The following is a 26342-nucleotide window of genomic DNA, read 5'->3' as shown; positions in this document are numbered from 1 at the left end:
CTCAGGCGTGTTTACCGACGGCGACGGGCGCGAGCCGGTGGATGGCCTCGGTCGCACTGCCCTGGTCGGCGGCCCGCACCTCGACGGTCGAGAGCACGTCCTCGGCCGCGATCACGACGGTGCAGGTGGCCGCCTGACACCACGCCTGCGCGTCGACACCCTGCGGAGCACCGCTGACCGGGATCTCCTCGCCGCTGCACGCGACCTGGTCGGCCGGTACGTCGGCCGCGGACCTGTTCTCGTAGCGCGTCACGAGGTGGTGCAGCGTGGAACCGGTCGGGTAACGCCAGGCGCGCTCGTCGATCTCCACGGCACCCGGCTGTTCGGCGAGCGTCGCGAGACACGTCGGAGCGGCGGGGTCGGCACCAGCGCTCGACGGCGCGATCGCCGCGACACCTTCCTCGCGGACGTCCTCGGGGGTGAGCAGCAGGCCCTGTCCGGCGGGTTGCGCAGGCGCCGTATCCGCGTCACCGCCCTGCTGGGTGGTCTCACCCTGCAGCGTGCCGTCGGACCGTGGCGCAGCGGCGGCGTCGTCGGAGCGCTCGCCGGCGGCCGGCCGGTCGTCGTAGTACGTGTCCAGGTCGTTCTCGCGGTCGGCGCAACCGGCCACGACCGTCAGCAGCGTGATCGCCACGGGCAGCCCGGCCATGGTGGTCCATCGTGCGCGTCGCACCTGAGTCTCGTCCTCTCCGACTCGCTCACTGGGCGCTCGCGACAGTAGTCATCCCCACACGAGCTGCGACCGGCGGGCCCAGTATTCCTGCGGGTTCTCCCGCAGCTCGGCGAGTCGTTCCAGGTCGTCGTCGCTCAGCTGCAGGCTGGCGGCCGCGAGGTTCGCGTCGAGCTGTGCCACGCCGGCCGGACCGACCAGCACGACGTCGGCCCACTCCTCGGCGTAGGCGGACCCGAGCGCCACCGCGTCGGGCGTCGTGCCGTGGGCCCGTGCGATGTCGGCGACGACCTCCGGCGGGTCGACGGCCAGCCTGCCGTTGGCCAGCGTTTCCTTCAGCTGGACCAGCACACCGGCCTTGTGCGCCTCGGCGAGCGCCAGACCGGCCGACGATTCGAGCACGTTCCACGTCGACTGCACGGCGGTGAACAGCTGCCTGCCGGCGACGGTCAGGTCCAGTGCGCGCCGGATCGTGTCGGCCTGCACCGGCCCGGACGTCGAGAAGCCCACCCGCACTCCGGCATCGACGAGCTCGCCGAGCGCCGCCTGCAGTCCGCGGTCGTCGAACAGCGGACTGTCCGGGGTCAGCGAATGCACCTGGTAGAGCGCCGGCACGACCGGCAGCGCGTCCCGGGTCTCGGCCCACTGCTGCCGGAACCGCGCGAGCGAGTGTTCCTTGACCTCGTGCACGGCTGCGTCCAGCCGCCACTCGCCCACGTACGCATATCCCCATTTGCTGGACACCGTGACGTCGACATGCCCCCGCGCGGTCAGCCAGTCGGCGAGGAACTCTTCGGCCCTGCCGTACGAGCGCGCCGCGTCGACCCGGCGGACACCCGCCGCGTACGCACGGTCCAGTACGGCGAACGTCGCCTCGCGCATCGCGTCGACGGTGCGATCCGCCGGCAGTTCCGGGTCGCGGCCGAGGTTGATGTAGGCGGGCCGCCCCAACGAAGCGAGGCCCACCGCTGTCCGTGCGATGTTGTCCATATGGCGCACGGTAGCGGGTGGGAGTGAAGGTGGTTGCCGAATGCCCAGCTGTATAGATCGTTATACAGCTGGCTCCGAGGCGCCCGACGCACGGCGCCGCATCAGCTCGAGAAACTGGTCGGCCGACAGCACCTCGCGATGCAGCTTCTCCAGCCTCGCCGCAGGCGCCCGCACGTACCCCTTGCCGAAGACCGGCGCGATCTCGCGCAGACTGGCGCCCGCTTCACGCGCCGCGAGCAAGGTCCAGTCGGACGCGTTCGCGCATGCCGTCGACGCCTGCCGCAACTCGCCGAGCAGCGCGATCAGTTCCTCGGCGTCGAGTTCGCCTGCCGCCACCGCCGCAGCGGTCTCCTCGAGCCATGCCAGCACCGCCGCGGCGGTGACCGGGGCCGGCGTACTCCCCTCCCCTGCTTCGGCGGTCGAATCCGGTGGGCCGACGGGTGGGATGTCCTCACTCATGAGCCCGATCGTATAGGTCGTTATACGAGCCGTGGTGGTGCGACACGCGCGCGGCCCGCCCCGACATCGCCGGAGCGGGCCGCGCCGCCCGAAACGGGCACCTCGATCACGAGGCCACGAACGTCACAAGTACTGGCCGGTGTTGGTCGCGGTATCGATCACCCTGCCGGAGTCCTGGTTCTTGCCGGTGACGAGCGTGCGGATGTAGACGATCCGTTCGCCCTTCTTGCCGGAGATCCGGGCCCAGTCGTCCGGGTTGGTCGTGTTGGGCAGGTCCTCGTTCTCCGCGAACTCGTCCACGATCGCGTCCAGCAGATGCTGCACTCGCAGACCCGCCTGCTCGGTCTCCAGCACCGACTTGATGGCGGCCTTCTTCGCCCGGTCGACGATGTTCTGAATCATCGCGCCGGAGTTGAAGTCGCGGAAGTAGAGCACCTCCTTGTCCCCGTTGGCGTAGGTCACCTCCAGGAACCGGTTCTCGTCGGACTCCTCGTACATCCGCTCCACGGTGTGCTGGATCATCGCGTCCAACGTGGCCTGGGAGTCCCCGGAGAACTCGAGCAGGTCGTCGGCATGGATCGGCAGATCCGCGGTCAGGTACTTCGAGAAGATGTCCTTCGCGCCCTCGGCCTCCGGCCGCTCGATCTTGATCTTCACGTCGAGCCTGCCGGGACGCAGGATCGCCGGGTCGATCATGTCCTCGCGGTTCGAGGCACCGATGACGATCACGTTCTCGAGCCCTTCGACACCGTCGATCTCCGCCAGCAGCTGCGGCACGATCGTCGTCTCGACGTCCGACGACACCCCACTGCCACGGGTTCGGAAGATCGACTCCATCTCGTCGAAGAACACGATGACCGGAGTGCCCTCGGACGCCTTCTCCCGAGCGCGCTGGAAGATCATCCGGATGTGCCGTTCGGTCTCGCCGACGAACTTGTTCAGCAGCTCGGGGCCCTTGACGTTGAGGAAGTACGACTTCGCCTCGCTCGCGTCACCGGACACCTTCTTCGCCAGCGAGTTCGCCACCGCCTTGGCGATCAGCGTCTTGCCGCACCCCGGCGGGCCGTACAGCAGCACCCCCTTCGGCGGCTGGAGCTGGTACTGCCGGAACAGGTCCGCGTGCAGGAACGGGAGCTCGACGGCATCCCGGATCTGCTCGATCTGCCCGAAGAGGCCACCGACGTCCTCGTACGCGACATCGGGCACCTCCTCCAGCACCAGGTCCTCGACCTCGGCCTTCGGCACCCGCTCGTAGGCGTATCCGGCCTTGGAGTCGACGAGGACCGAGTCGCCGGACTTCAACTCCTCCGCCGCGAGGGGATCCGAGAGCCAGACGACGCGTTCCTCGTCGGCATGCCCGACGAGGAGCCCGCGGACACTGCCGCCCTCGACTTCCGGAGGAAGCACCTCACGCAGGGTGCACACCTCACCGGTGCGTTCGAAGCCTCCGCCCTCGACGACCGTGAGTGCCTCGTTCAGCCGCAGGGTCTGCCCGCGTTGCAACGATCCGACCTCGACGTTCGGCGACACGGCGACGCGCATCTTCCTGCCGGACGTGAACACGTCCACCGTGCTGTCCTCGTAGGCCTCGACGAAGACGCCGTACCCGCTCGGCGGTTGCGCGAGCCGGTCGACCTCCTCGCGGAGCGTCAGCAGCTGACTCCGGGCCTCGCGCAACGTCTCCACGAGCTTCTCGTTCCGCTCGGTGAGCTGTTCGACGCGCTCGGTCGCCTCTGCGAGACGTTGTTCGAGGACACGATTCTGCCGGGGAGAGTCGTTCAGCTTCCGGCGAAGCAGGGCGACTTCCTCTTCCAGCTGTCGGACCTGGCTCGCCTCGTCGCCGGCCGGGGTGTCCGCGGGAGACCCCGCGCTGGTCGCTCCATTCGGTTCTGAAGAGTCGGCCTCCTCGTGCCGACCACCGGGAAGGTCGTGTTGCATTTCGGCACCTCCTCGGAATGCATTTGCTTCCACGGTACCGGCGATCACCGACAAGAAAAGCCTTCGGCGAGTTACAGAATCGGCGCGTCGCGCGGGTTCGACCGACTACCCACTGCTCCGCGCGGGGATGCGGAACTCCGCCGCACTGCGCAGGTTCCACCGAACGGCCGCAGCGCCCGCGCGCGTCGTGGAACGGCGGGAAGCGACGAGGAACACGGGCGTGGACCGGACAACCCGGACACCGCCCCACGATGCGGTGAATCATGATCGACAGTGCGCGGCCGACGGCGTACCGGTGGATCTGCGCAGCACACCACCCGCCCGGGCCCGCGACGACCCGCGCGGCGACGGGCGTGCGGGCCGTGACGGCCTCACCCGCGCGGCACACCGGCCCACCCTCGCGTAGCGGGGCGGCCGTCGACGGGTGCCCCGCTACGAAAAAGCACGGCCCCGCCCCGATACACCGCCGCGAAACACCGCGGTTACGCGCCTCGCCGGCCGGTCCCGCCGCGAACCGCGGCCCGCCGTGACCGACGGTGGTACACGGGTGGATGAGTGGCCGGAACCGACGTGGATACGATCACATCCCACTGAGGGGGCCACAGCTCGCGCCGACACAAGGGGACCTCATGACATATCCACCGCAGCCGCCCGGACCGGGCCAACCGGACCCCTACGGCCAGCAACCCGGTCAATACGGCCAGCAGCCCGGCTACCCCCAGCAGCCCGGTCCTCAGCCGTACGGCCAGCCGCCGCAGCCGGGGCCCTACGGCCAGCAGGATCCGTACGGCCAGCAGCCGTACGGTCAGAACCCCTACGGCCAGGGACAGTTCGGGCAGGGACAGTTCGGGCAGCAGCCCTACGGCGGCTATCCCGGCGGCCCCGGCGGTGAGCCGCCCAAGAAGAAGACCGGCCTCGTCGTCGGCATCGTCGCCGCGGCCGTCGTGCTGCTCGCCGGCGTGTTCGCCTTCACCGCGTGGGTCGCGCCCGGGTTCCTCACCGACGACGAGAACTCGGCCGAGGGCAACCAGGGCACCTCCCCGACGACGAGTCAGGCCTCCGAGCCGGCGGCCCCCAGCTCGGAGACCGTGCCGACGTCCGAGACCGTGCCGGAGCTCGAGACCGGCGCACCCGATTCCGGTGGCGGCGCCGCGGGGCTGAACGAACTCGCGACCGAGACGGTCACCGCGTTGAACGAGGCCGACGGCGACGCATTCGACGCGCTCGTCTGTGCGGACTCCCCGCTCAAGGGAGAGCTCACCCCCCAGCAGGGTGCGCAATGGCAACTGCGCGGAACGCCGAGCGAGTCCGGAAGCCGGGGCCAGTTCACGGTGACCGCCAGCATGGGGAACGAGAGCGGAACGGTCGACTTCGCCGCCCAGCAGCAGTCGGGCCAGTGGTGCATCGCCAACGGCGCGTCGTCGTAACGCTCGCCGACCCCCGCTCCGTCAGCCGCGAGTGGGCCTGCGCTGCTGCCGGGGCGGGGTCACCCCGTCGGCGAGCCGGCGGGTGGTGAGCAGGAACGCCGTGTGAGCGATCATCCGGTGTTCGGGCCGCACGGCGAGTCCGACGACGTGCCACGGCCGCAGCACGGTCTCCCACGCCTGCGGCTCGGTCCAGCACTGCTGTTCGCGCAGTGCCTCGGTGACCGACGACAGCTGCGTCGTCGTGGCCACGTACACCAGCAGCACACCGCCGGGGACGAGGTTCCGGTGCACGGTCGGCAGCACGTCCCAGGGCGAGAGCATGTCGAGCACGACCCGGTCGACCTCGCCCTCGTGGCCGGCGAGGTCGCCGCGGTGCAGCTCCCAGTTGCCGGGCCGGTGACCGAAGAACCGCTCGACGTTGCGTTCGGCGTGCTCGGCGTGGTCGTCCCGTACCTCGTAGGACGTCACGCTGCCGTCGCCGCCGACCGCCCGCAGCAGCGAACACGTCAGCGCCCCGGAGCCGGCCCCTGCCTCGAGAACCCGCGCGCCGGGGAAGATGTCGCCCCACATCACGATCTGAGCGGCGTCCTTCGGGTAGATCACCTGGGCGCCGCGTGGCATGGACAGCACGTAGTCCGACAGCAGCGGCCGCACCGCCAGGTAGTTCGTCCCGCCCGCGGACGTGACGACCGACGCCTCGGGCTTGCCGATGAGGTCGTCGTGCGCGAGAGCGCCGCGGTGCGTGTGGTAGTGCTCGCCCTCCGCGAGCACGATCGTGTAGTGCCGTCCCTTCGGGTCGGTCAGTTGCACGCGATCCCCGACACGGAACGGTCCTGCGCTCACGAAACTCCCAATCTCACGCCCTCTGCGGGAAGCCTTTCAGCGGCGCTCGATCGTCCCAGACCCGCCGGGCACCCGATTCAGCGGGTACGGCGGTTCCCGGCCAGGGCGGCGCGCAGATCGTCGCGGTGCAGCACGCCTGCGGGCCTGCCCTCGTCGTCGACGACGAGGAACTGCCACGCAGCGACCTCGGCGACACGTTCGATCACCGCATCGCCCGTCTCCGACGCGAGCAGCACGGTCTCCGCGCGGATCGCTTCCGCCGCCAGTTCCGCGGGCGCACGCGGCGATTCGGCGGCGAGCTGTTCGGCCGCGGTCTCGTCGAGCAGTCCTGCCGCGACGCCGTCGGCCCGCACGAGCACCACTCCCCTGCCCGCCGAGGCCGACAGTGCCGACTCCACCGGGCTCTCGGCCGGCAGCTGCAGCACCGGCCGGGTCAGGTCCTCGAGCGCCAGGCCCGCCGGCCAGCTCCGCCGCTGTTCGGCGGCCATTTCGCCGGTGGCACCCGTGACCACGAACCAGGCCGTCACGACACAGACCCCGAGCCGCAGCCACCGGTCGTCGCTGCCCTCCGCCAGGCCCCACAGCGCCCACACCAACAGCGCCAGCGCGACCAGGCCGCCGCCGAACACGGCCGCACGCGTCCCCGACGCGCGGTTGCCCGTGAGCGACCACACGCCGGCCCGCAGCATCCGCCCGCCGTCGAGCGGCAGCCCCGGCAGCAGGTTGAACACCCCGACCGCAAGGTTGGCCACCGCGCACTGGGCGACGAGCAGCCACACCGCGCCGCCCGGTGGCACGGCGATCAGCAGGAGGCCGCAGAACACGGCGAGCAGCACCGACACCACGGGGCCCGCGGCCGCCACCAGGCCCTCCTGTTTCGGCTTCGCCGGGCTGCGGGCCACCTCCGAGAGGCCGCCGAGCAGGAACAGTCGCAGCCTGCGCACGGGCATGCCGAGCCGGAGCGCGACGAGGACGTGGCCGAGCTCGTGGGCGAGAACCGACAGGCCCAGCAGTACGGCGAACGCGCCGGCCAGGGCCCACGACACGCCGGGGCCCGCGCCCGGCAGCAGCCTGCCGACCAACGGGCTGTACAGCACGACGATGAGCAGCGAACCGATCCACCAGGACGGGGCGAGCAGCACGGGCACACCGCCGACCCGGAACAGCAGCAGACCGCCGTCGGTGACGGTCCCGCGCCGGGACCGGTTCGTCGTGTTCACGAGGTGAGGGTAGAACGCGCCGTGTACGAGCCCGGTTATCGCCGCGCCCCGCCGCGCACGGCATCGCCGGTTCGCACGGCCGTGTCGCCGTCACGGCCCCGGCACCACCGCCCCGGCACCACGGCAGCCGTGACACCGCGGCGGCCGTGGTCGGTTTCTGTCGGGAGCGCTCGTTAGGGTGCCGGGCATGACCGAGGGAACCCATGACTGACACGACGGACGACGCTCCCGCCGGGGGCTCGAACGCCGCCGATGCCGCACCGGCCGCCGGCGCCGACGGCGAGGCGCCGCGGCCACGCCGGCGCCCGGCACTGTCGCCGTCGCGGGCGGGCGATTTCAAGCAGTGCCCGCTGCTCTACCGGTTCCGCGCGATCGACCGGATTCCCGAACCGCCCACCAAGGCCCAGGTCCGCGGCACGCTCGTGCATTCGGTGCTGGAGCGACTGTTCGCACTCCCTCGTGGCGACCGCAGCCCCGAGCGGGCACACGCGCTGCTCGCGCCGACGTGGGAGGAGCTTTCGCAGGAGAGCCCGGAGTGGTCGGAGCTGTTCGCCGAGGACGAAACGGGCCCGGACGGTCACGCGGCCGGGTGGCTCGACGGTGCGGGCACGCTGCTCGACTCGTACTTCGAACTCGAAGACCCGAACCGCCTCGAACCGGAGGCGTGCGAGGTGCACGTCGAGACCGAGCTCGGATCAGGCGTGCGCCTGCGCGGTTACGTCGACCGGCTCGACGTCGCGCCGACCGGCGAGATCCGGGTCGTCGACTACAAGACCGGCGCCGCGCCCCGGGCGATCGGCGAGGCCAAGGCCCTGTTCCAGATGAAGTTCTACGCCGTGGTGCTGTGGCGCACCCGCGGGGTGGTGCCCCGGCAGCTCAAGCTGATGTACCTGCGCGACGGGCAGGACCTGGCCTACACCCCCGACGAGGACGAACTGGCGCGGTTCGAGCGCACCCTCGAGGCGATCTGGTCGGCGATCCGCACCGCGGGCAAGACCGGCGACTTCCGCCCCAGTCCGAGCAAGCTGTGCAACTGGTGTGCCCACCAATCGCTCTGCCCGGAGTTCGGCGGTACGCCACCGGAGTACCCCGGCTGGCCCGAACCGGCCGGCGGTGAGGAGTCGGCGCTCGACCGCGCGGATTGACCCCCTGGCGGGCCGTGACAGGATCGACCGGCACGCCGGGCGCGATCAGCGCCGCACGCGAGTGCTGATCGACTACTCTGTTCCCGGCAATCGAGATCCAGGAGCCGCGCACAGTGCAGATCACCTCGGTGGTCAATCAGAAGGGCGGGGTCGGCAAGACCGCGCTGAGTGTCGGCGCCGCCGCCGCACTCGCGGAGCGGGGCCGCCGCGTTCTTCTCATCGACCTGGACCCGCAAGGGCACGCCACGACGGAGATGCTCGGCCTGCCCGAGGTTCCGGCCGACCGGCCCAGCCTCGCCAAGGCGCTCACGAAGACGTGGCGCGGCCCGGTCGAAGAGCTCGTCGCGGCGCATCCGCGCAGTAATGTCGGCCGTGGCGGGGTGTTCGACGTCATCCCCACCTCGCCCGGCATGTTCGACCTGGTCCGCAGGCTCGACCAGTTCCGGGTTCCGGGCTGGCAGCTGGCTCGGGTGATCCAGTTCGCCAATTACGACCACGTCGTCATCGACTGTCCGCCCGCACTCGACGTGCTGACCAACAACGCGCTGGTCGCCACCAGCGGACTGCTCGTACCCGTGCAGCCGGACCGCACCAGCATCCGTGCGCTCCGGCTCATGCAGGAGCAGATCCGCCACCTCGAGACCATGGTCGAACGGCCGCCCATCGACTACTACGGCCTCGTACCCGGGCTGTACCGGCGTCCCATTTCCGGCTACGCCGTCACCGCGCTGCGGGAACTGGAGCAGTTCGGCATCCCCGTGCTACCGCACGTGCCGCTGGGCGTGGTGATGAACGAGGCCGCCGCGCGCGGCATGCCGGTCACGACGTTCGCCCCGGAGACCACGCACGCCGCGGCGTTCCGCGAGATCGCCCGTGCGCTGGACGAGTCGCCGGGCACCGCCCCGCAGGCACCGGCCGCGCCGGAACAGGACTTCGACTTCGAAGACTTCATCACCGACGTCGCCCACACGCGCAACGCCAACGACAACGGCGCGCGCAGGAAGCTCTACGACCTGCTGCCGAAGCGCAGTAAAGACCACTAGCGCAGCAAGGACAACCAGGAACGACCGCGCGACAACCGCAGCAGTTCCTCACGCGGGCTGCCGACGCGACGTAGGGGCCCGGCACAACGCATCGCGCGTTGCCGGGCCCCTACGTGCTGTGCCGGCGTCCTACAGGCGGCAGGAACGGATGTCCGAAGCCAGGATCGCCTTCGCGCCGACCGCGGCGAGCTCGTCCATCACGGCGTTGACCTTCTTACGCGACACCATGGCACGCACGGCCACCCAGTCCGGATCGGCGAGCGGCGCCACGGTGGGCGATTCGAGTCCCGGCGTGATCGCGGTCGCCTGTTCCAGCAGCGACCGCGGGCAGTCGTAGTCCAGCATCATGTAGTGCTGGGCGAACACCACACCCTGCAGTCGCGCGGTGAGCTGTTCGACCGCGGGGTTCCGGCCGTTGCCGGTGTGCTCGATGACCACGGCCTCGGACACGCAGATGGGGTCACCGAACGCCACCAGTTCGTGCTGGCGCAGCGTCCGTCCCGAGCCCACGACGTCGGCGATCGCGTCGGCCACGCCGAGCTGTACCGAGATCTCGACGGCCCCGTCGAGCGGGATGACGTCCGCCTCGACACCCTGCCGGGCCAGGTCGTCGCGCACCAGTCGCGGATACGACGTGGCGAGCCGCTTGCCCTGCAGGTCGGCGACGGTCCAGTCGCGCACCGCAGGAGCGGCGTACCGGAACGTCGACCCGCCGAAACCCAACCCGAGCTTTTCCTGCACGGCGGCGCCCGAGTCCAGCGCGAGGTCGCGGCCGGTGAGCCCCAGGTCCAGCTCGCCGGACCCGACGTAGACCGGAATGTCCTTCGGCCGGAGGAAGAAGAACTCGACCTCGTTGACCGTGTCGAGCACGGTCAGGTCCCGCTGCTCATGTCGTTTGCGGTAGCCCGCTTCACCGAGCATTTCCGACGAGGGCCCGGCCAGCGCACCCTTGTTCGGTACCGCGACACGCAGCATCTGACGTCCTCTCTCGTTCACAGGTACCGGTAGACGTCGTCCATCGCGACGCCCCGGCCGATCATCAGCACCTGAACCCGGTACAGCAGCTGGGACACCTCTTCGGCCAGCCGCTCGTCGGATTCGTGCTCGGCGGCGATCCACACCTCGCCCGCCTCTTCCAGTACCTTCTTGCCCTGCGCATGCACTCCGGCGTCCAGCGCGGCGACGGTGCCCGAATCCGCGGGTCGAGTGCGGGCGCGCTCGGTCAGCTCGGCGTACAGCTCGTCGAAGGTCTTCACGCGGAGAATCCTGTCATCCGCGGCGCGCGGGCCGGCGAGCGGCCTGGCCGGTGATGTTGCAGGTCACCGGCGCCGGATCAGCCGGCGCAGTTCACCGGCGTCGACCCCCACGAGCGACGGGCGGAAAATCCGTCGCGGACCGCGGTCGACGGGGACGTCGGACTCGACGACCAGGACGGCACAGCCTGCGGCCTCGGCCGAGGCCGCGCCGACGGGCGAGTCCTCGACGGCCGCGCATGCGCCCGGATCCACGCCGAGCAGCCGCGCAGCCCGCAGGTACGGCTCGGGATGCGGCTTGTTCTGCCCGTCCACCTCGTCCCCGCACACCGTGGCGGCGAAGAATTCTCGCCCGATCGTGTCAAGCGCGAGTTCGGTCAGCCCGCGCTCGGTGGACGTCACCAACGCGCACGGCACGCCGGCCGCGCGCAGCGCCTCGAGCGCCTCCCGTGCGCCCGGCTGCCAGGGCAGCGCACCGGAGAACAGCTCCGCCGTGCGCACCCGCATCCGGTCCGCGACCTCGCCGGCGGCCTCGTCGGTCACCGCACGCCCCGCGATCTCCAACAGCCTGCGGGACGTCACGGCCATGTTCGACCCGACGAGCGCGGTCCGCTGCTCGGCGGTCAGCTGCCCGCCCAGTTGCTGCGCCGCTTCGGCGAGCACCACGTCCCAGAGCTTCTCGGAGTCGACCAGGGTGCCGTCCATGTCCCACAACACAGCGGCCGGACCGCCTTCACCGGGGGCGGAGGACGGATCGATCACGGACTTCTCCCTCGTGGTCGGTGGGCGCACCGCAGGCAGCGGCCGCCGTCCAGCCTACGGTGACGTACCCGCCCGGCGCCGGGACGTACGCTGGGCGGGTGAGCACGCCCTTCAACGACTTCACCGACGGCGACACCGATGGCGATGAGACCCGGGAACCCCGGGGCCCGGTCATGATCGCCTGTTTCGACGGCTGGAACGACGCGGGTGATGCCGCCAGCACTGCGCTCGAGCACCTCGCGCTGAACTGGGACGCGACACCGCTGGCCGAACTCGAACCGGACGACTACTACGACTTCCAGGTCGCCAGGCCGACGGTCCGGCTGGTCGACGGTGTGACCCGCCGCGTCGAGTGGCCGACGACCCGCCTGTCGGTGTGCCGCCCTGCGGGTGCCGACCAGGACGTGGTGCTGGTGCAGGGGCCGGAGCCGAACATGCGCTGGCGGGCGTTCTGCGCGGAGCTCCTCGAGCACGCCGAACGGCTCGGAGTGCGGACCGTGATCACCATCGGCGCCCTGGTCGGTGACACCGCCCACACCCGGCCGATCCCGGTGACCGGCACGGCCTACGACGCGGAGGCCGCCAAGCGGTTCGGGCTCGAGCGGGAGCGGTACCAGGGCCCGACGGGGATCGTCGGCGTGTTCCAGGACCTGTGTGTGAAGGAGGGCGTGCCCGCGGTGTCGGTGTGGGCGGTCGTGCCGCACTACGTGTCGCACCCACCGTCCCCGAAGGCCACGATCGCCCTGCTGAACAAGCTCGAGGACATCCTCGACGTCGGGATCCCGCTGGGCGCACTGCCGGAACAGGCCGAGGACTGGCAGAAGACCGTCAGTGAGATGGCCGACGAGGACGAGGAGATCTCCGAGTACGTGCGCTCGCTCGAGGAGCGGGGCGACGCGGAGATCGACCTCGAGGGCGCGAGCGGCGACATGATCGCGGCCGAGTTCGAGCGCTACCTGCGGCGGCGCAGGGACGACGGACCGGGGCACACCGGCCGGTGACCGCGAGGAGCACGGCAGGCGGCGCCCCGATCGCACGCGCCGCCTGCCGGCCTCAGTCCGCGGTCAGCACCGTCCGGACCGCCACCGGACCGCGGGAGCGCTTGCGCCACTCCCGCGGATAGCCCAGCGACACCTCTTCGAAGCGCACCCCGTCGGCATACGTGGTGCGCGGGATGTGCAGGTGCCCGTACACGGCGAGCCGCGCGCGGAACCGGAGGTGCCAGTCCTCCGTCCGGTTCGTACCGCACCACATGGCGAACTCCGGGTAGTACAGCGGCGCGGTCGGATGCCGGTGCAACGGCCAGTGCGACAGCAGCACCGTCTCGTGGTCGTCGGGGATCTCGGCCAAGCGCTTCTCGCTCAGCGTCAGCCGCTCGTCGCACCACTCGGCGCGGCCGGGATACGGCTCGTGCCCGAGCAGATACTCGTCGGTGCAGACCACCCCCGCCTCGCGGGCCTGCCGAAGCGCCTCGTCCAGCGACGTGCCCTGCGCCGACGGCGTCCGCCAGCTGTAGTCGTACAGCACGAACAGCGGTGCGATCGTCAGCGGCCGCTCGGCGTAGGGCCACACGGGGAACTCGTCCTCGGGGGTGAGCACGCCGATCTCCCGGCAGCGGCTGACCAGTTCGTCGTAGCGCGGGCGGCCGGAAAGCTGGTCCGGATCCTTCGCGGTGGTCCACAACTCGTGATTTCCCGGCACCCACACGACCGTGGCGAACCGCTCCCGCAGGCGCGCCAGGGTGTCGACGACGGTGGCCATGCGTTCGCCGACATCCCCGGCGACCAGCAGCCAGTCGTCCGGCGTGTCCGGCCGGATCACGTCGACGTACGTCTCGTTGCCGGTGTGCGTGACGTGCAGATCGCTCGTGGCGTGAAGAGTGGGCACGCGGCCCACGGTAGCGTCCCAGCGCCGGGCGATCCTCCTACCGGATGAGCCTGATGCCGATGGTTCCTACAGGACGACCCCGAGCAGGGCGTCGACGGCCGTGCGGATCAGCGCGGGGGCGTCGGCGTCCCCGCCCGATCCGCCGGGACCGCCGCGGAGTGCCTCGTCGGCCCACGCGTCGACGGCGGCGAGCGCGCGCGGCGTGTCGAGGTCGTCGGCCAGGTGTTCACGCAGCCGGGCGACCGTGTCGGCCGCGGCGGGGCCCGCCGGAAGCTGCACGGCCTCGCGCCACCGGGCGAGCCGGCGCTGAGCCGTCGCGAGCACCTCGTCGGTCCACGCGCGCTCCTCGCGGTAGTGGCCCGCGAACAGGCCCAGCCGGATGGCGTCCGGTTCGACGTCGGCGGCCCGCAGCCGCGACACGAACACCAGGTTTCCCTTCGACTTGGACATCTTCTCGCCGTCGAGCCCGATCATCCCGGCGTGCACGTAGTGCCGGGCGAACGGATGGTCACCCGCGAGCGCCTCGGCGTGCGCGGCGCTGTACTCGTGGTGCGGGAACGCCAGATCGGAACCGCCGCCCTGCACGTCGAAGCCGACCCCGAGCTGGTCGAGGGCGATCACGCTGCACTCGATGTGCCAGCCGGGCCGGCCACGTCCGAGTTCGGACTCCCAGTACGGCTCCCCCGGCCGGTGCGCCCGCCACAGCAGCGCGTCGAGCGGGTCCCGCTTGCCGGAACGCTCGGGATCGCCGCCCCGCTCGGCGAACAGCCGCGCCATCGTCTCGGCGTCGTAGCCCGACTCGTACCCGAACCGGCCGGTGTACGAACGATCGAAGTAGACGTCCGGGTACTCGGGGTCGTCGGCCCGGTAGGCCGCACCTGAGGCCAGCAGCTTCCCGATGACCTCCACGATCTGCGGGATGGTCTCGACGGCGCCGATGAAGTCGCGAGGCGGAACGACCCGCAGGGCCTCCATGTCCTCCCGGAACAGGGCGGTCTCACGCATCGCGAGCACGACCCAGTCGTCCTGGTCCCGCTCGGCGCGTTCGAGCAGCGGATCGTCGATGTCGGTGACGTTCTGGACGTAGTGCACCTCGTGCCCGGCGTCGAGCCACAGCCGGTGCACGAGGTCGAAGGCGAGGTACGTCGCGGCGTGCCCGAGGTGCGTGGCGTCGTACGGCGTGATGCCGCAGACGTACATCCGGGCGATCCGGCCGGGTGAGACGGGGCGGATGTCACCGGATGCCGTGTCGTACAGCCGCAGCGGGCGGGACTCTCCGGGGACACGGGGCACGGCGACCGAGGACCAAGTCTGCATGTCTCAACCCTATGTGCGCCCCGGCGGAACGTTCCCGTCCGGTGGGAAAGACGCCGACCACAATGCCGCCAGCCCGGCGAGCCGATCGGTCCATTCCTCGAACACGGTCGCGATCGCCGCGTTCAACAGACCGGCCTTCGAGCCGAAGTGGTAGCCGATCGACGCGAGGTTCGTGCCGGACGCCGCGACGAGGTCACGCGCGTACCGAGGACCGCCGCCCGTGCCGGCCGCGACCACCGGAGCCCGCCACCGGAACACCCGGCCGGAGCGCTCCCGCCCGCACGGCATCGGGCACCCTCCGCCCACGCAAAGGAGCGCGCTCATGACGACGACCGGCTCCACCGCATCGGCCGCCCCGGACACGGGCGTGCACCTCGACGACGTCACGGCCACCGCACCGCCTCCCGGGCCGCGCCTGCCCCGCATCGTCCAGACCCTGCTGTACGGCTCGTACCGCGAGCACTGGATGCCCCGGCTGCGCCGCCGCCACGGCGACGTGTTCCGGCTGCGCGTCTTCCCCGACGGCGACGTCGTGCAACTGGCGAACGTCGAGCACATCCGGGCCGTGTTCGGCGGCCCGGCCGACGTGTTCCACGCGGGCGAGGGCAACGTGATCCTCAAGCCCGCGATGGGCAGGCACTCGGTACTGCTCACCGACGAGGACGTGCACCTGCGCGCCCGCAAGCTGCTCATGCCCGCGTTCAACGGCGCCGCCCTGCGGGGCTATCGCGACCTGATCACCGAGCTCGCCGGGGCCGAGGTCGACGGCTGGCGGCCGGGTCCGGTGCGCTCGCACGAACGCATGCAGGCCGTGACGCTCGAGAGCATCCTGCGCGTCGTGTTCGGTGTCGCCGAAGGACCGCGGCTCGACCGGCTGCGCGAGCTGCTGCGCCGCATCGTCGACATCGGCCCCGTCGACCTCCTCGGCTGGCACCAGCCGAAACTGCAGCGGTTCGGCGTATGGAAACGCGATGCCGAGGTCCGCGCAGCCGCCGACGACCACGACGAGAAGCACCTCGAGGCCGTCGTGAAGGAGGCGATGCGGCTGCACCCGGTGATCTCCGAGGTCGCCAGGGTCGTCACCCGCGACGTGGAGATCGGCGGCCACCGCATTCCCGCGGGCCACGGCGTCATGCCGTCGATCACGATGGTCCAGCACGACCCGGCGCACCACGACGATCCGCACGCGTTCCGCCCGGAGCGGTTCACCGGTTCCGGCCCGGCCACCGGAACCTGGTTCCCGTTCGGTGGCGGCGTCCGGCGTTGTCTGGGCGCGGGCTTCTCCCTGCTCGAATCCGCCGTCGTCCTCGGCGAGGTGCTGCGACGCTTCCGGATCACCCCGGACCGGACGCGCCCCGAACGCGCCAAGGCCCGCAACATCACGATGGTCCCCGCCCGCGGCGCCCGCCTCGTGATCACCCCGCGCTGACCCCGCGTGTTCTGCAGTCAGACGCGCGTGTCCTGCACCCGGGCAGGTGGCGCGGTCGGGTCGGCACGCTCAGCCGCGCCGGTTGCGCAGGTAGTCGCCCACCACGGCCGCGCCCAGGCCGTCGGCGTCCGGTGCCAGCACGCGCCCGCCCGCGCGGCGTGCGAGCAGATCCACGAATGCCGCCAGCCGCGGGTCGTCGCCGAGGCGGAAGACCGACAGTGCCGCACCCGACGTGGCGAGCCGGTCCACTTCGGACAGCGTCCTGGTGAGCGTCACCGGGCTCGGCGGATAGTCGAAGAGTGCTTCGCCGTCCGGTTCGAGATGGGCGGTCGGTTCGCCGTCGGTGACCATCAGCACCACGGGCTGCGCACCCGGATGCCGCCGCAGATGCCGCCCGGCGAGCAGCAGCGCGTGGTGGGCGTTCGTGCCCTGTTCCCACGTGGCCTCGAGCGCCACCAGCTCGGACAGCTCGACCTGCCGGGCGTGGCGTCCGAACGTGATGATCTGCAGCGCATCGGTCCGGAAGCGGGTCGAGATGAGCTGATGCAGGGCCAGCGCGGTGCGCTTCATCGGCAGCCACCGGTCCTCGGCGACCATCGACCACGAGGTGTCGACGCACAGCGCCACCGCGGCCCGCGACCGGTGTTCGGTCTCGGCGACCTCCACATCGGACACGTCGAGCCGCACCGTCGACCGGCCCGCCGACGCAGTGCGCAGCACCGCGTTCCGCACCGTCTTCGACACCGCCCACGGTTGGGTGTCCCCGAATCGCCAGGGCCTGCTCGATCCGGTCACCTCGCCGGCCGCGCCGGAGGCCGTCGTATCGCGCTCACCGCGTCCGGCCCGCAGCACGCGGACCACATCGGACAGTGCGGTCTCCCCCAGTCTGCGCAGCGCCTTCGGTGACAGCCGCAGCGACCCGTCCGGCGCCCGCTCGAACACACCCTGCCTGCTCAGCTCCCGTTCCAGTTCGGCGAGCCTGCGCGCGTCCACCCCGGCGTCGTCGCCGAGCTGACGTTCCAGCGATTCGAGGTCGATGTCCTCGAGCCGCGCACCCGGATAGCTCTGTGCCAGCTGTTCGGCCAGCGCGTCGAGTTCGGACAGATCGGTCATCGCCCGCGCCGCCTCGGCCAGCCCCAGCGGATCCTGCCCGCGGAACCGGCCGGACGACGACCAGTCCTCCCCCGGTCTCGCGGCACGCAGTCGCTCGTCCAACCGCGACAGCTGCTCGGCGATCCGCGGGTCGCCGAACGCCTGCTGCGCCAGCTCCGCCAGCTCCTGCCGTTGCTCCGGCGTCATCGAGTTCATCGCCCGCTGCGCCGCCGCCGACCGCGCGGACAGCGCATCGATCAGCTCGTCCACGGTCGACGGGTTCTCCGGGAAGAACTCGCCGTGCCTGCGCAGGAACTCGTCGAACCGCTCCGCGACGTCCGCATCGCCGCGGGCGTGCGCGGCGAGCAGGTCGTTCAGATCGGCGAGCATCGCACCCGCCCGGTCCGCGTCCTCGGGTGTCGCCTGCTGCAGCGCCTCCTTCATGCGATCGAACCGCGCACCGAGCAGTTCCCGGCCCAGCAGCTCCCGGATTCGCTCGTAGTTGCTCCTGCCGGTCTCCGATCGCCACTCGTGATCGGCCAGATCCGACACCGCACCCGCCGTCCCCGACGGCAACGCGTCCAGTCGCATCTCCTCGAACCGGGCGTCCTCGGAGGCCTCGCTCGCCAGTCGCCGCCGCTCCGCCGTGAGCCCCTCGTCGAGCAGCCGCCGCACCTCCTGCAACGTGCCGTCCAGGCGATGGCGGCGCTGGATCTCCGCGCGCCGCTGCCACACCCGGCGGGTCAGCTCGTCCAGTCCCGCCGTGGCCGGCGTGCCCCGCCGCAGCAACTCGTCGGTCGCCGACCGCGGTGAAGCGCCTTCCATGACGTCCCGGCCGACCTGATCCACCGCCTCCCGCAGCTCGACCGGTGGGGCCAGCGGGTCCGGACCGTCGCGATACGGCCCGTACCGGTACCCGTCGGCACTCATGATCCGTATACCGTCCTCGCGTCCGCGCCGTCGCCCGGACTGCGGACGTCCTTGGCGACCTTCCTGCCGAGATACAGCGATTCGAGCGCCAGCTCGACCGCCGCGGCGATTCGCGCAGCCGCGTCGTCCGGGCCTGCGCCGCATCGCTCGGCCACCTCGTGCAGCACCGGCAACTCCGGTAACACGGCCAGCAGTTCCCGGCCGCGGACCCGCTCGCCCGTCTCGACCGGCCGCCCCTCGGTCACCGCATCGGCCAACGGCGTGAGGTCCAGCCCCGCGAACCGGGTGCGTGCCGTCTCGGCCACCGCCACCCGCAGCAGATGCACCAACTGTTCGAGCTCGCGGCCCTCTTCGCCGGGTTCGAACTCGAGCTTGCCGCGCAACACCTCCGGGACCGACTCCAGGTCCACCGGACGCGCCACCGCCGGCTCCTCGCCCGTCAGGGCTGCGCGCCGCAGCGCCGCCGCGGCCACGGTCTCCGCCGCCGCCACGGCGAACCGGGCAGACACGCCGGACCGCTGGTCGATCACGGTCGCCTCGCGCAGGCTGCGCACCAACCGCGCGAGCACCTCCACCAGCGGATCACCGACCTCCGCGACCAGGTCCGCCTCCTGTCGCACGAGGTCGATCTCGGCCTCGACCTCAGCCGGGTAATGCGTGCGGATCTCCGCGCCGAAGCGGTCCTTGAGCGGGGTGATGATCCGCCCGCGGTTGGTGTAGTCCTCCGGGTTCGCCGTCGCGACGAGCAGCACGTCCAGCGGCAGGCGCAGCGTATAACCGCGGACCTGGATGTCGCGCTCCTCCATCACGTTCAGCAGCGCCACCTGAATGCGCTCGGCCAGATCGGGCAGCTCGTTGACCGCCACGATCCCGCGGTGCGCCCGTGGCACCAGTCCGAAGTGGATGGTCTCCGGGTCGCCGAGGGGCCTGCCCTCGGCGACCTTCACCGGATCGACGTCGCCGATGAGATCGCCCACCGAGGTGTCGGGGGTGGCGAGCTTCTCCGTGTACCGGTGGCTGCGGTGCCACCACCGGACCGGCAGGTCGTCGCCGAGTTCGGCGGCGCGGCGCAGGGAGGCGGGCGTGATCGGCCGCAGCGGGTGCTCGGCGAGTTCGGAACCCTCGATGACGGGGGTCCACTCGTCGAGCAGTCCGCCGAGCGTGCGCAGCAGCCGGGTCTTGCCCTGGCCGCGTTCGCCGAGCAGCGCGACGTCGTGCCCGGCCAGCAGCGCGCGTTCCAGCTGCGGCACGACCGTGGCCCCGAACCCGACGATGCCCGGCCACGGATCGCGGCCCTCCCGCAGTGCGGTGAGCAGGTTGGCGGCGATCTCGTCCTTCACACCCCGCGGCTCATGGCCTGCGGCGCGCAGCTCCCCCGCCGTACGCGGCAGGTCTGCGGGTGCGGTCTCCTCCGAAACATTCACCCCGACCAGCCTAGGCCTGCTGCGGCGAACGCGTCACGATCGCCGGCCCGTCCGGATCGCCGGGCCCACCGGGGCGTTCCGGACGGTACCCTCGGGCGCTGTGTGTTGTCCCAGTGCGACTCTGGCCGTGTGGTCCTCGGCGTGGCTCCACGGCGCGGCCGCGTCCGACAACGTGCTCGACGCCCTGCTGCCGTGGGGCGAAGCGCACGAGGTGGTCGCCGCCGACGATGCCACCGGCGCCGCCCTCGACCTTCCCGTGACGGGCGGGCCGCCCGCCCGTCCCGCTCAGCTGCTGGGCACTCTCCGGAGACTCGGCGTGACCATCGCCCGGCTCGTGCTGCCGGTGCCGGGCGACGTCCGCGGCCTCGGTGGCGGCGGGGAGTTCCCGAAGGCGGCACTGGCCGCCGGTGAGGCCGTTGTCCTCCCCTGCGCCGGCTACGGCGTCGTGCCGCACCACATCGCCGAGGGGCTCGTCCGCTGGACGGTCCACCCGCTCGCCACGTCCGGCCCCGTCCTGCCGCAGGACGTGGGCCTCGACCACGTGAGTCTCGCCGAGGCCGAGCACGGCCTGACCGATGCCATCCGCGACAGCGCAGGCGCTCTGCAGTCCCTCGACGTGGCCAGCGAACGCCCGAGCGTGCGCGCCGAGCTGTCGGCACACCTGCGTGCCCGGCCGGAACCCGCCTGGCCGGACGGCACACCCCCGCGCGCGTTGCGGGTGCTGCAGCGCGCCGAAGAGATCGGCGCGATCCTCGACGTCGCCACCGCCGAAGAGCCGGGCGGCGCGCTGTCGGCGTCGGCCGCCGAACGCCGCGCCGACGCCCTCCGCCCGCTGTCGGAGGCGGTGCGCACCGCGAGGTGCGCGGCGATCAACGAGACCGTGCGCGTGTTCGGCGATCAGGCGAACCGTGCGTGATACTCCATCGCCAAGCTGTATAAACCGTTATACGACACTCTTCGAGGTGACCGCCCCGCACGACTAGCCCGTCGCCGGTCGCCCCACCGGCGCGCAGCAACCCTCCGCGCACGGCGCCCCGTTCAGGGTGCAGCCGGCCACCGGAAACGCCTCGGACAGCTTCCGCACGCCCGCCGACGCGAGATGCTCCTGCGCGAGTTCGGCGACGAGCTCGGCGAACCGCGGGTCGCCGTTCGGTGTCGCCGCGCGCGCGAAGCCCATGCCGAGCTCGGCCGCCCGGTCGGCGGCCTCGTTGTCGAGGTCCCACACCACCTCGAGATGGTCCGAGACGAAGCCGATCGGGCTCACCACGACCGCCCCGGCGCCCTGCTCGTGCAGCGCATCGAGGTGATCGACGATGTCCGGCTCCAACCACGGAACGTGCGGTGGTCCGGACCGGGACTGCCACACCACGTCGTACTCCTCGACGCCCGCCTGCGCGGCGACGAGCCGTGCCGCTTCGAACACCTGCGCCGAGTACCACTCGCCGCCCGTGCCGGGCGGTCCCGCCGCGGCGTCGGCGGCCGTCGGGACGGAGTGTGCGGTGAACACCGTGCGAGCCGGGCGCCCGTCCAGCTGCGCGTGCGCGGCCCGGACGGCGTCGGCATTGGCGGCCACGAACAACGGGTGATCGAAGAACTGGCGGAGCTTGAGCAGCTCCGGCGCGCCGTCGCCGACCGCCGCACGGGCGCGCGCGATGTCCTCGTCGTACTGCCGGCACGCCGAGTACCCGCCGTAGGCACTGGTCGGGAACACCAAGGCCCGCCGCACCCCGTCGGCCCGCATCCGCGCGAGGGTGTCCTCGACCATCGGATGCCAGTTGCGGTTGCCGAAGTACACCGGAAGGTCGAGGCCGCGCACCGCGAGTTCCCGCTCCACCGCCGCCATCGCCTCCCGGTTGAGGCGATTGATGGGCGACACTCCCCCGAAATGCCGGTAGTGCTCGGCCACCTCGTCGAGCCGTTCGCGCGGCACTCCCCGGCCCCGCGTCACGTTCTCCAGAAACGGCATCACGTCGTCCGGCCCCTCGGGCCCGCCGAACGACAACCACAGCAGCGCGTCGTAACTCACGGCCCCCATCTTTCCGCTGTGGCCCGCGGCACGCCGAACCGGGTACACCGGTGCCACCGGCCCTCACCCGCAACCGGACTGCCGACCGAGGGACACGTCCACGGGGCCGGGAGCGGCGGACCCGTGTCCCGCGCACCGGCCCGCCGCGACGCTCGCGCGGCGCTACTGACCGGTGGCGTGCACGCCACCGTCGACCATGATCATCGAACCCGTGGTGGCGGGCATCCAGTCCGACAGTGCGGCGCAGATCGTCTTCGCCACCGGTGTCGGGTCGGTGGTGTCCCAGCCGAGCGGCGCGCGGTCGCCCCAGCCGTCCTCGAGCTCCTCGAAACCCGGGATCGACTTGGCAGCCATGGTCTTGACCGGTCCTGCCGACACCAGGTTCGCCCGCACACCGTGCGGCCCGAGGTCGCGGGCGAGGTACCGGTTGACCGATTCCAGTGCCGCCTTGGCGACCCCCATCCAGTTGTAGGCGGGCCAGGCGACGCGGGCGTCGAAGTCCATGCCCACCACCGCCGATCCGGAGCCCAGCAACGGCAGCGCGGCCTTGGCGAGCGCCTTGTACGAGTAGGCCGACACCTCGACGGCCTTGCCGACGTCCTCCGACGGCGCGTCCAGGAACGGCGAACCCAAGCAGCTCTCCGGGGCGAACGCGATCGAGTGCAACACGCCGTCGAGCCCGTCGACGTGCTCGCGCACGCGGTCGGCGAGCGTGTCGAGGTGTTCGGGGTCCTGCACGTCGAGTTCGACCACCGGTGCGGGCTCGGGCAGCCGCTTGGCGATGCGCTCGATGAGCGACAACCTGCCGAAGCCGGTCAGCACCACCTGTGCGCCCTGTTCCTGCGCCGTCCTCGCGGCGTGGAACGCGATCGACGCGTCCGTGATGACGCCGGTGATCAGCAGGCGCTTACCTTCGAGCAGTCCGGACACGGAATTCTTCCCTTCGCTGTGTGCCGATGGTCGCGGCGGTGATGCCGGCCGGTGCCGGCCGGTGCTGGTTGACGTGAGTGCGGCGCGGCGCGGTGGCCCATCATGTGCGGCCGATCGCGTGCGGCCGGATTCGCCGCGCGAGCTGCGGTGCCCGCAGCGGCTCAGTGCCCCATGCCGAGGCCGCCGTCCACCGGCAGCACGGCGCCGTTCACGTACGCCGCCTCGTCCGAGGCCAGGAACCGCACCATGTTGGCGATGTCCTCGGGCCGGCCGTACCGGCCGGCCGGGATCTGCGCCAGCGCGGCCTCACGCTGCTGCTCGCTCAGTTCCCCGGTCATGTCGGTGTCGATGAAGCCGGGCGAAACGACGTTCGCCGTGATGTTGCGCGAGCCGAGTTCCCGGGTGACCGACCGGGCGACCCCGACCAGACCGGCCTTGCTCGCCGCATAGTTCACCTGGCCCGCTCCACCGGACAGGCCCACGACCGACGAGATGAACACCAGCCGGCCCCACTTCGCCCGCAGCATGCTGCGGGAGGCCCGCTTGGCGACGCGGTAGGCACCGGTGAGGTTCGCATCGACCACGCGGGTGAACGACTCCTCGTTCATCCGCATCAGCAGCGTGTCGTCGGTGATGCCGGCGTTGGAGACCAGCACCTCCACCGGCCCCTGGTGCTCCTCCACCTGCTTGAACGCGGCTTCGATCTGCTCACCGTCGGTGACGTCGGCCTGCACGCCGAACAGTCCGTCCGGCGCTCCCGATCCGCGGTGGGTCACCGCCACCTGATGTCCGGCGTCCGCGAGGCCGCGCGCGATCGCCAGTCCGATGCCGCGGTTGCCTCCGGTGACCAGAACCGACCGTCCCACGAGAAACCTCTCCTCACGCCGCATGGCAGTTGTCGCCGTGAGGCTATCCGGCCCCACTTCCGCGGGTTGCCGGTACCCGGAGGTAACTCGGCCGAGCAGGTCATGGCCTTCACCACACCACGTTCGGCCGCCGTCCTCACGCTCGGCCAGCACCTCGCCCGGGCCGCCCGCGGCTCGGGCGAACCCGATCGCCAGAATCGGTACCGGGCCGCCGCCCGGCCGCCAGCCGCTGCAGGAACAGGAGAAACCACCGACGTGTTCCGGGTCGTCTTCTACCACCCCGAGATCCCGCCCAACACCGGCAACGCGATCCGGCTGTCGGCCAACACCGGCTGCCAACTGCACCTGATCGAGCCCCTCGGTTTCGGCTTCGAGGACAAGCAACTGCGCCGCGCCGGGCTCGACTATCACGATCTGGCCGACGTCCACGTGCATCCGACCATCGAGGCGGCCTGGGAGACGCTGCTGCCGGCCAACGTCTACGCCTTCACCGCCCGGGGCGACCGGCTCCACACCGACGTGTCCTACACCGCCGGCGACGTGCTGCTGTTCGGCCCGGAGTCGACCGGTCTGCCCGACGAGGTCCTCGCCGACCCCGCGATCACCGAGCGCGTGCACCTGCCCATGCTGCCCACGTCGCGGTCGCTGAACCTGACGAACACCGCGTCGATCGCCGTGTACGAGGCCTGGCGTCAGCACGGCTTTCCGGGAGTCTAGTCCGGCAGGCGCCTGCCGATGAGCAGCGAACCGGCCGCGGCGCCGAACAGCACGAGCGTGCCGAGCACCACCCAGGGCCTGCTGGCGTCCGTGTCCTTGGTCTCGTACCCGATCTGCTCGCCGAGGCTCTCGTAGACCTCCTCGAGTTCCTCGGCCGTGGCCGCCTTGTAGAAGTCACCGCCGGACAACCGCGCGATCTCCCGCATCGACGCGTCGTCGACCTGGACCGGCACGTCCTTGCCCTCGATCTCCACGCTGCCGTGCGAGGTGCCGAACGAGATGGTGCTGACCGGGATGTCCTTCTCCTGGGCCTTCGTCGCCGCGGTGAACGCGCCGCGCGGGGCGTACTCGTCCTGCGGCACGGTCTGCTTGCCGTCGGTCATGAGCACGATGCGCGCCGGTGGTGGTCCCTGCGCACCGCCCACGACCGCGGAGAAACTCTCCACCGACTGCAGGGCGGCGAAGATGCCTTCACCGGTCGCCGTGGACTGGGCCAGCTGCAGGTTCCGGATCGCGTTCGTGACGCCGTCCCGTTCCGTGGTGGGCGCCACCAGCACCGTGGCCGTGCCCGCGAACGAGATCAGCCCGAGGTTCACGCCCGGGGTGAGTCCTTCCGCGAACTGCGAGGCCGCGTCCTGGGCCGCCTTCAGCCGGGTGGGCTCGACATCGGTGGCCTCCATCGACAGCGACACGTCCATCACGAGCATCACCGTCGCCCGGTTCCGCGGAACCTTCTGCTCCGCCGTCGGACCGGCGAGCGCGAACGTCAGCAGCAGCAGCGACACCATCAGCAGTGCCGACGGGACGTGCCGGGCCCACCGCCTGCCGCTGGGCGCGACCCGTTCGAGCAGCGCGAGGTTGGAGAAGCGCATCGTCCGTTTGCGCCGCGAGCGAGCAGCCAGGACGTACCCGATCACCACCGCGGCGACGACGATCAGCAGCAGGAACCACCAGGGCGAGCTGAAACCGGTCAGGTTCATGAGGTCGCTCCCGACCAGCCGCGTTTGCGCGCGACGACGAACCGCACCACGTCGGCGATCCAGTCGGAGTCGGTGCGCAGCACGAGGTGCCCGGCACCGGCCTGGCGCAGCGCGCGGGCGACCTCACCGCGGTGCTGCTGGGCCGCGGCGGCGAACTCCTTGCGCAGCCGGGCCGACGCGTGCACCTCACGCTGTCGGCCGGTCTCCGGATCGGCGAGCACGATGTCACCGACCTCCGGCAGGTCGACGTCCCGCGGGTCGAGCACCTCGACGCCGATCAGGTCGTGCCGCCCGGACAGCCCGCGCAGCGGCCGTTGCCACCCCGTGTCCCCCAGGAAATCGGAGACGACCACGGCCAGTCCGCGCCGGCGGGGTGGCCTGCGCAACTGGTCGACGAGCTCGGCCAGATCGCCGCGCGTGCCCTCGGCCGCACGGGGCATCTCGGCGATCGTGCGGACCAGGTTGCGTGCGTGAGCCTGTCCTCCCCGTGCCGGAACGCGCACGGTCTCGGCGCCGTTCGAGATGAGCGCCCCGACGCGATTCCCTCCCCCGAGGGTCAGATGCGTGATCGCGGCCGCGGCGCACACGACGAGGTCGCGCTTCTCGCAGGCCGCCGTGCCGAAATCGAGGCTCGCCGACACGTCCGCCACGAGCCAGGTCTCCAGCTCGCGGTCGGCGATCGTCTCGCGGATGTGCGGGGTCGTGGTCCGGGCGGTCACGGCCCAGTCCATCCGGCGCACGTCGTCACCGGGCTGGTACGGACGCGCCTCCCCCGGTTCGGACCCGGGGCCCGGCACCAGGCCGAGGTGGTTTCCCTGCAGCAGCCCGTCGAGCCGGCCGCGGACGTCGAGTTCCAGCGTCCGCAGGCCCGCCGTCAGCCGATCGCCGCGCAGCACCGGCGGCGCCCACGAGGGCCGTCCCGCGTCCCGGCCGCCGGCACCGCTCCCCCCTGCCGGCCCGGGCGGGCCTCCGGAGTCGTTCGTCCGCGCCATGG

At 71.6% G+C, this 26342-nt stretch carries 26 protein-coding genes and 1 pseudogene; 8 read left to right on the top strand and 19 right to left on the bottom strand.

The features are described from left to right. Position 1 precedes the first annotated feature (1 nt). From LY41_RS15380 to arc, 4 genes are all read right to left on the bottom strand, one after another. Positions 2–649, bottom strand: a complete 648-nt coding sequence (locus LY41_RS15380; RefSeq protein WP_253864713.1) for a hypothetical protein — start codon at positions 647–649, stop codon at positions 2–4. Positions 650–721: 72 nt separating this feature from the next. Then, positions 722–1660: an aldo/keto reductase gene (locus LY41_RS15375; RefSeq protein WP_253864712.1), complete on the bottom strand. Its 939-nt coding sequence runs from the start codon at positions 1658–1660 to the stop codon at positions 722–724. Between the two features lie 60 nt (positions 1661–1720). Further along, positions 1721–2119, bottom strand: a complete 399-nt coding sequence (locus LY41_RS15370; RefSeq protein ID WP_253864711.1) for a hypothetical protein — start codon at positions 2117–2119, stop codon at positions 1721–1723. 123 nt (positions 2120–2242) lie between these two features. Further along, positions 2243–4057 carry a proteasome ATPase gene (arc, locus tag LY41_RS15365; RefSeq protein WP_253864710.1) on the bottom strand — a complete coding sequence of 605 codons (1815 nt, stop codon included), beginning with the start codon at positions 4055–4057 and terminating at the stop codon, positions 2243–2245. Positions 4058–4277: 220 nt separating this feature from the next. Here arc and LY41_RS15360 point away from each other — a divergent pair, with 220 nt between their 5' ends. Both LY41_RS15360 and LY41_RS15355 read left to right on the top strand, forming a co-directional pair. Then, positions 4278–4463: a hypothetical protein gene (locus LY41_RS15360; protein ID WP_253864709.1), complete on the top strand. Its 186-nt coding sequence runs from the start codon at positions 4278–4280 to the stop codon at positions 4461–4463. 223 nt (positions 4464–4686) lie between these two features. Then, positions 4687–5484: a hypothetical protein gene (locus LY41_RS15355; RefSeq protein WP_253864708.1), complete on the top strand. Its 798-nt coding sequence runs from the start codon at positions 4687–4689 to the stop codon at positions 5482–5484. Between the two features lie 21 nt (positions 5485–5505). On the opposite strand, the gene LY41_RS15350 is transcribed toward LY41_RS15355, so the two are convergent. Both LY41_RS15350 and LY41_RS15345 read right to left on the bottom strand, forming a co-directional pair. Continuing rightward, entirely contained in the window at positions 5506–6327 is an 822-nt protein-coding gene (locus tag LY41_RS15350; RefSeq protein ID WP_253864707.1) for a tRNA (adenine-N1)-methyltransferase, read from the bottom strand. A gap of 77 nt (positions 6328–6404) precedes the next feature. Continuing rightward, complete coding sequence (locus LY41_RS15345) at positions 6405–7547, bottom strand: site-2 protease family protein (RefSeq protein ID WP_253864706.1); 1143 nt, start codon at positions 7545–7547, stop codon at positions 6405–6407. Between the two features lie 203 nt (positions 7548–7750). On the opposite strand from LY41_RS15345, the gene LY41_RS15340 reads away from it, so the two are divergent. Beyond that, positions 7751–8692, top strand: a complete 942-nt coding sequence (locus LY41_RS15340) for a RecB family exonuclease (RefSeq protein WP_253864705.1) — start codon at positions 7751–7753, stop codon at positions 8690–8692. 113 nt (positions 8693–8805) lie between these two features. Further along, complete coding sequence (locus tag LY41_RS15335) at positions 8806–9735, top strand: ParA family protein (protein WP_253864704.1); 930 nt, start codon at positions 8806–8808, stop codon at positions 9733–9735. A 129-nt stretch (positions 9736–9864) separates the two neighbouring features. Here LY41_RS15335 and hisG read toward each other — a convergent pair whose 3' ends face one another. The 3 genes from hisG to LY41_RS15320 form a co-directional block, all read right to left on the bottom strand. Further along, entirely contained in the window at positions 9865–10710 is an 846-nt protein-coding gene (gene hisG, locus LY41_RS15330; RefSeq protein ID WP_253864703.1) for an ATP phosphoribosyltransferase, read from the bottom strand. Positions 10711–10727: 17 nt separating this feature from the next. Further along, positions 10728–10991, bottom strand: a complete 264-nt coding sequence (locus tag LY41_RS15325) for a phosphoribosyl-ATP diphosphatase (protein ID WP_253864702.1) — start codon at positions 10989–10991, stop codon at positions 10728–10730. Positions 10992–11054: 63 nt separating this feature from the next. Continuing rightward, positions 11055–11693 carry an HAD family hydrolase gene (locus LY41_RS15320; protein WP_253865049.1) on the bottom strand — a complete coding sequence of 213 codons (639 nt, stop codon included), beginning with the start codon at positions 11691–11693 and terminating at the stop codon, positions 11055–11057. A 155-nt stretch (positions 11694–11848) separates the two neighbouring features. Here LY41_RS15320 and LY41_RS15315 point away from each other — a divergent pair, with 155 nt between their 5' ends. Next, the gene (locus LY41_RS15315; RefSeq protein ID WP_372493277.1) at positions 11849–12751 is read left to right on the top strand and encodes a PAC2 family protein; all 903 of its coding nucleotides are present in this window, start codon (positions 11849–11851) and stop codon (positions 12749–12751) included. Positions 12752–12803: 52 nt separating this feature from the next. Here LY41_RS15315 and LY41_RS15310 read toward each other — a convergent pair whose 3' ends face one another. The 3 genes and pseudogenes from LY41_RS15310 to LY41_RS15300 form a co-directional block, all read right to left on the bottom strand. Beyond that, entirely contained in the window at positions 12804–13637 is an 834-nt protein-coding gene (locus LY41_RS15310; protein WP_253864701.1) for a metallophosphoesterase family protein, read from the bottom strand. A gap of 66 nt (positions 13638–13703) precedes the next feature. Beyond that, positions 13704–14954, bottom strand: coding sequence for a cysteine--1-D-myo-inosityl 2-amino-2-deoxy-alpha-D-glucopyranoside ligase (gene mshC / locus LY41_RS15305; RefSeq protein ID WP_253864700.1), 1251 nt, complete (start codon positions 14952–14954; stop codon positions 13704–13706). Between the two features lie 66 nt (positions 14955–15020). Next, positions 15021–15155: pseudogene (locus tag LY41_RS15300) on the bottom strand (TetR/AcrR family transcriptional regulator); the annotation flags it as partial. A 121-nt stretch (positions 15156–15276) separates the two neighbouring features. Here LY41_RS15300 and LY41_RS15295 point away from each other — a divergent pair. Continuing rightward, entirely contained in the window at positions 15277–16383 is a 1107-nt protein-coding gene (locus tag LY41_RS15295) for a cytochrome P450 (RefSeq protein ID WP_253864699.1), read from the top strand. 69 nt (positions 16384–16452) lie between these two features. Here LY41_RS15295 and LY41_RS15290 read toward each other — a convergent pair whose 3' ends face one another. Further along, positions 16453–18405 carry a vWA domain-containing protein gene (locus tag LY41_RS15290; protein ID WP_253864698.1) on the bottom strand — a complete coding sequence of 651 codons (1953 nt, stop codon included), beginning with the start codon at positions 18403–18405 and terminating at the stop codon, positions 16453–16455. After that, a complete protein-coding gene (locus tag LY41_RS15285) occupies positions 18402–19829 on the bottom strand; it encodes a sigma 54-interacting transcriptional regulator (RefSeq protein WP_253864697.1) in 1428 nt (475 codons plus the stop codon). Before LY41_RS15285 ends, LY41_RS15290 begins: the two co-directional genes overlap by 4 nt. Before the next feature lie 100 nt (positions 19830–19929). Between LY41_RS15285 and LY41_RS15280 the strand changes: the two genes are divergently transcribed. Further along, positions 19930–20745 carry an Rv1486c family protein gene (locus LY41_RS15280; RefSeq protein WP_253864696.1) on the top strand — a complete coding sequence of 272 codons (816 nt, stop codon included), beginning with the start codon at positions 19930–19932 and terminating at the stop codon, positions 20743–20745. Between the two features lie 63 nt (positions 20746–20808). Here the strand turns inward: LY41_RS15280 and LY41_RS15275 are convergent, their stop codons facing one another. The 3 genes from LY41_RS15275 to fabG all read right to left on the bottom strand — a co-directional run bounded on the left by LY41_RS15275 (position 20809) and on the right by fabG (position 23651). Then, a complete protein-coding gene (locus LY41_RS15275) occupies positions 20809–21855 on the bottom strand; it encodes a ferrochelatase (protein ID WP_253864695.1) in 1047 nt (348 codons plus the stop codon). Positions 21856–22017: 162 nt separating this feature from the next. Next, positions 22018–22785, bottom strand: a complete 768-nt coding sequence (gene fabI, locus LY41_RS15270) for an enoyl-ACP reductase FabI (protein WP_253864694.1) — start codon at positions 22783–22785, stop codon at positions 22018–22020. A 161-nt stretch (positions 22786–22946) separates the two neighbouring features. Then, positions 22947–23651 (bottom strand): 3-oxoacyl-ACP reductase FabG, encoded by a 705-nt coding sequence (gene fabG, locus LY41_RS15265; RefSeq protein ID WP_253864693.1) that lies wholly within the window; start codon positions 23649–23651, stop codon positions 22947–22949. Positions 23652–23906: 255 nt separating this feature from the next. Between fabG and LY41_RS15260 the strand changes: the two genes are divergently transcribed. Beyond that, the gene (locus tag LY41_RS15260) at positions 23907–24368 is read left to right on the top strand and encodes a tRNA (cytidine(34)-2'-O)-methyltransferase (RefSeq protein ID WP_253865047.1); all 462 of its coding nucleotides are present in this window, start codon (positions 23907–23909) and stop codon (positions 24366–24368) included. On the opposite strand, the gene LY41_RS15255 is transcribed toward LY41_RS15260, so the two are convergent. Continuing rightward, on the bottom strand, positions 24365–25348 hold the full coding sequence (locus LY41_RS15255; RefSeq protein ID WP_253864692.1) for a VWA domain-containing protein: 984 nt from the start codon (positions 25346–25348) through the stop codon (positions 24365–24367). The two genes, LY41_RS15260 and LY41_RS15255, sit on opposite strands and share 4 nt — an antisense overlap. Further along, positions 25345–26340 (bottom strand): DUF58 domain-containing protein, encoded by a 996-nt coding sequence (locus LY41_RS15250; RefSeq protein WP_253864691.1) that lies wholly within the window; start codon positions 26338–26340, stop codon positions 25345–25347. The genes LY41_RS15255 and LY41_RS15250 overlap by 4 nt, the downstream gene beginning before the upstream one ends. Positions 26341–26342: the final 2 nt, after the last annotated feature.

The sequence above is a fragment of the Prauserella halophila genome, assembly GCF_024171895.1.
Lineage (GTDB): Bacteria > Actinomycetota > Actinomycetes > Mycobacteriales > Pseudonocardiaceae > Prauserella > Prauserella halophila.
The sequence above is the reverse complement of the archived record's forward strand: the minus strand, read 5'-3'. Positions and strand labels throughout refer to the sequence as shown.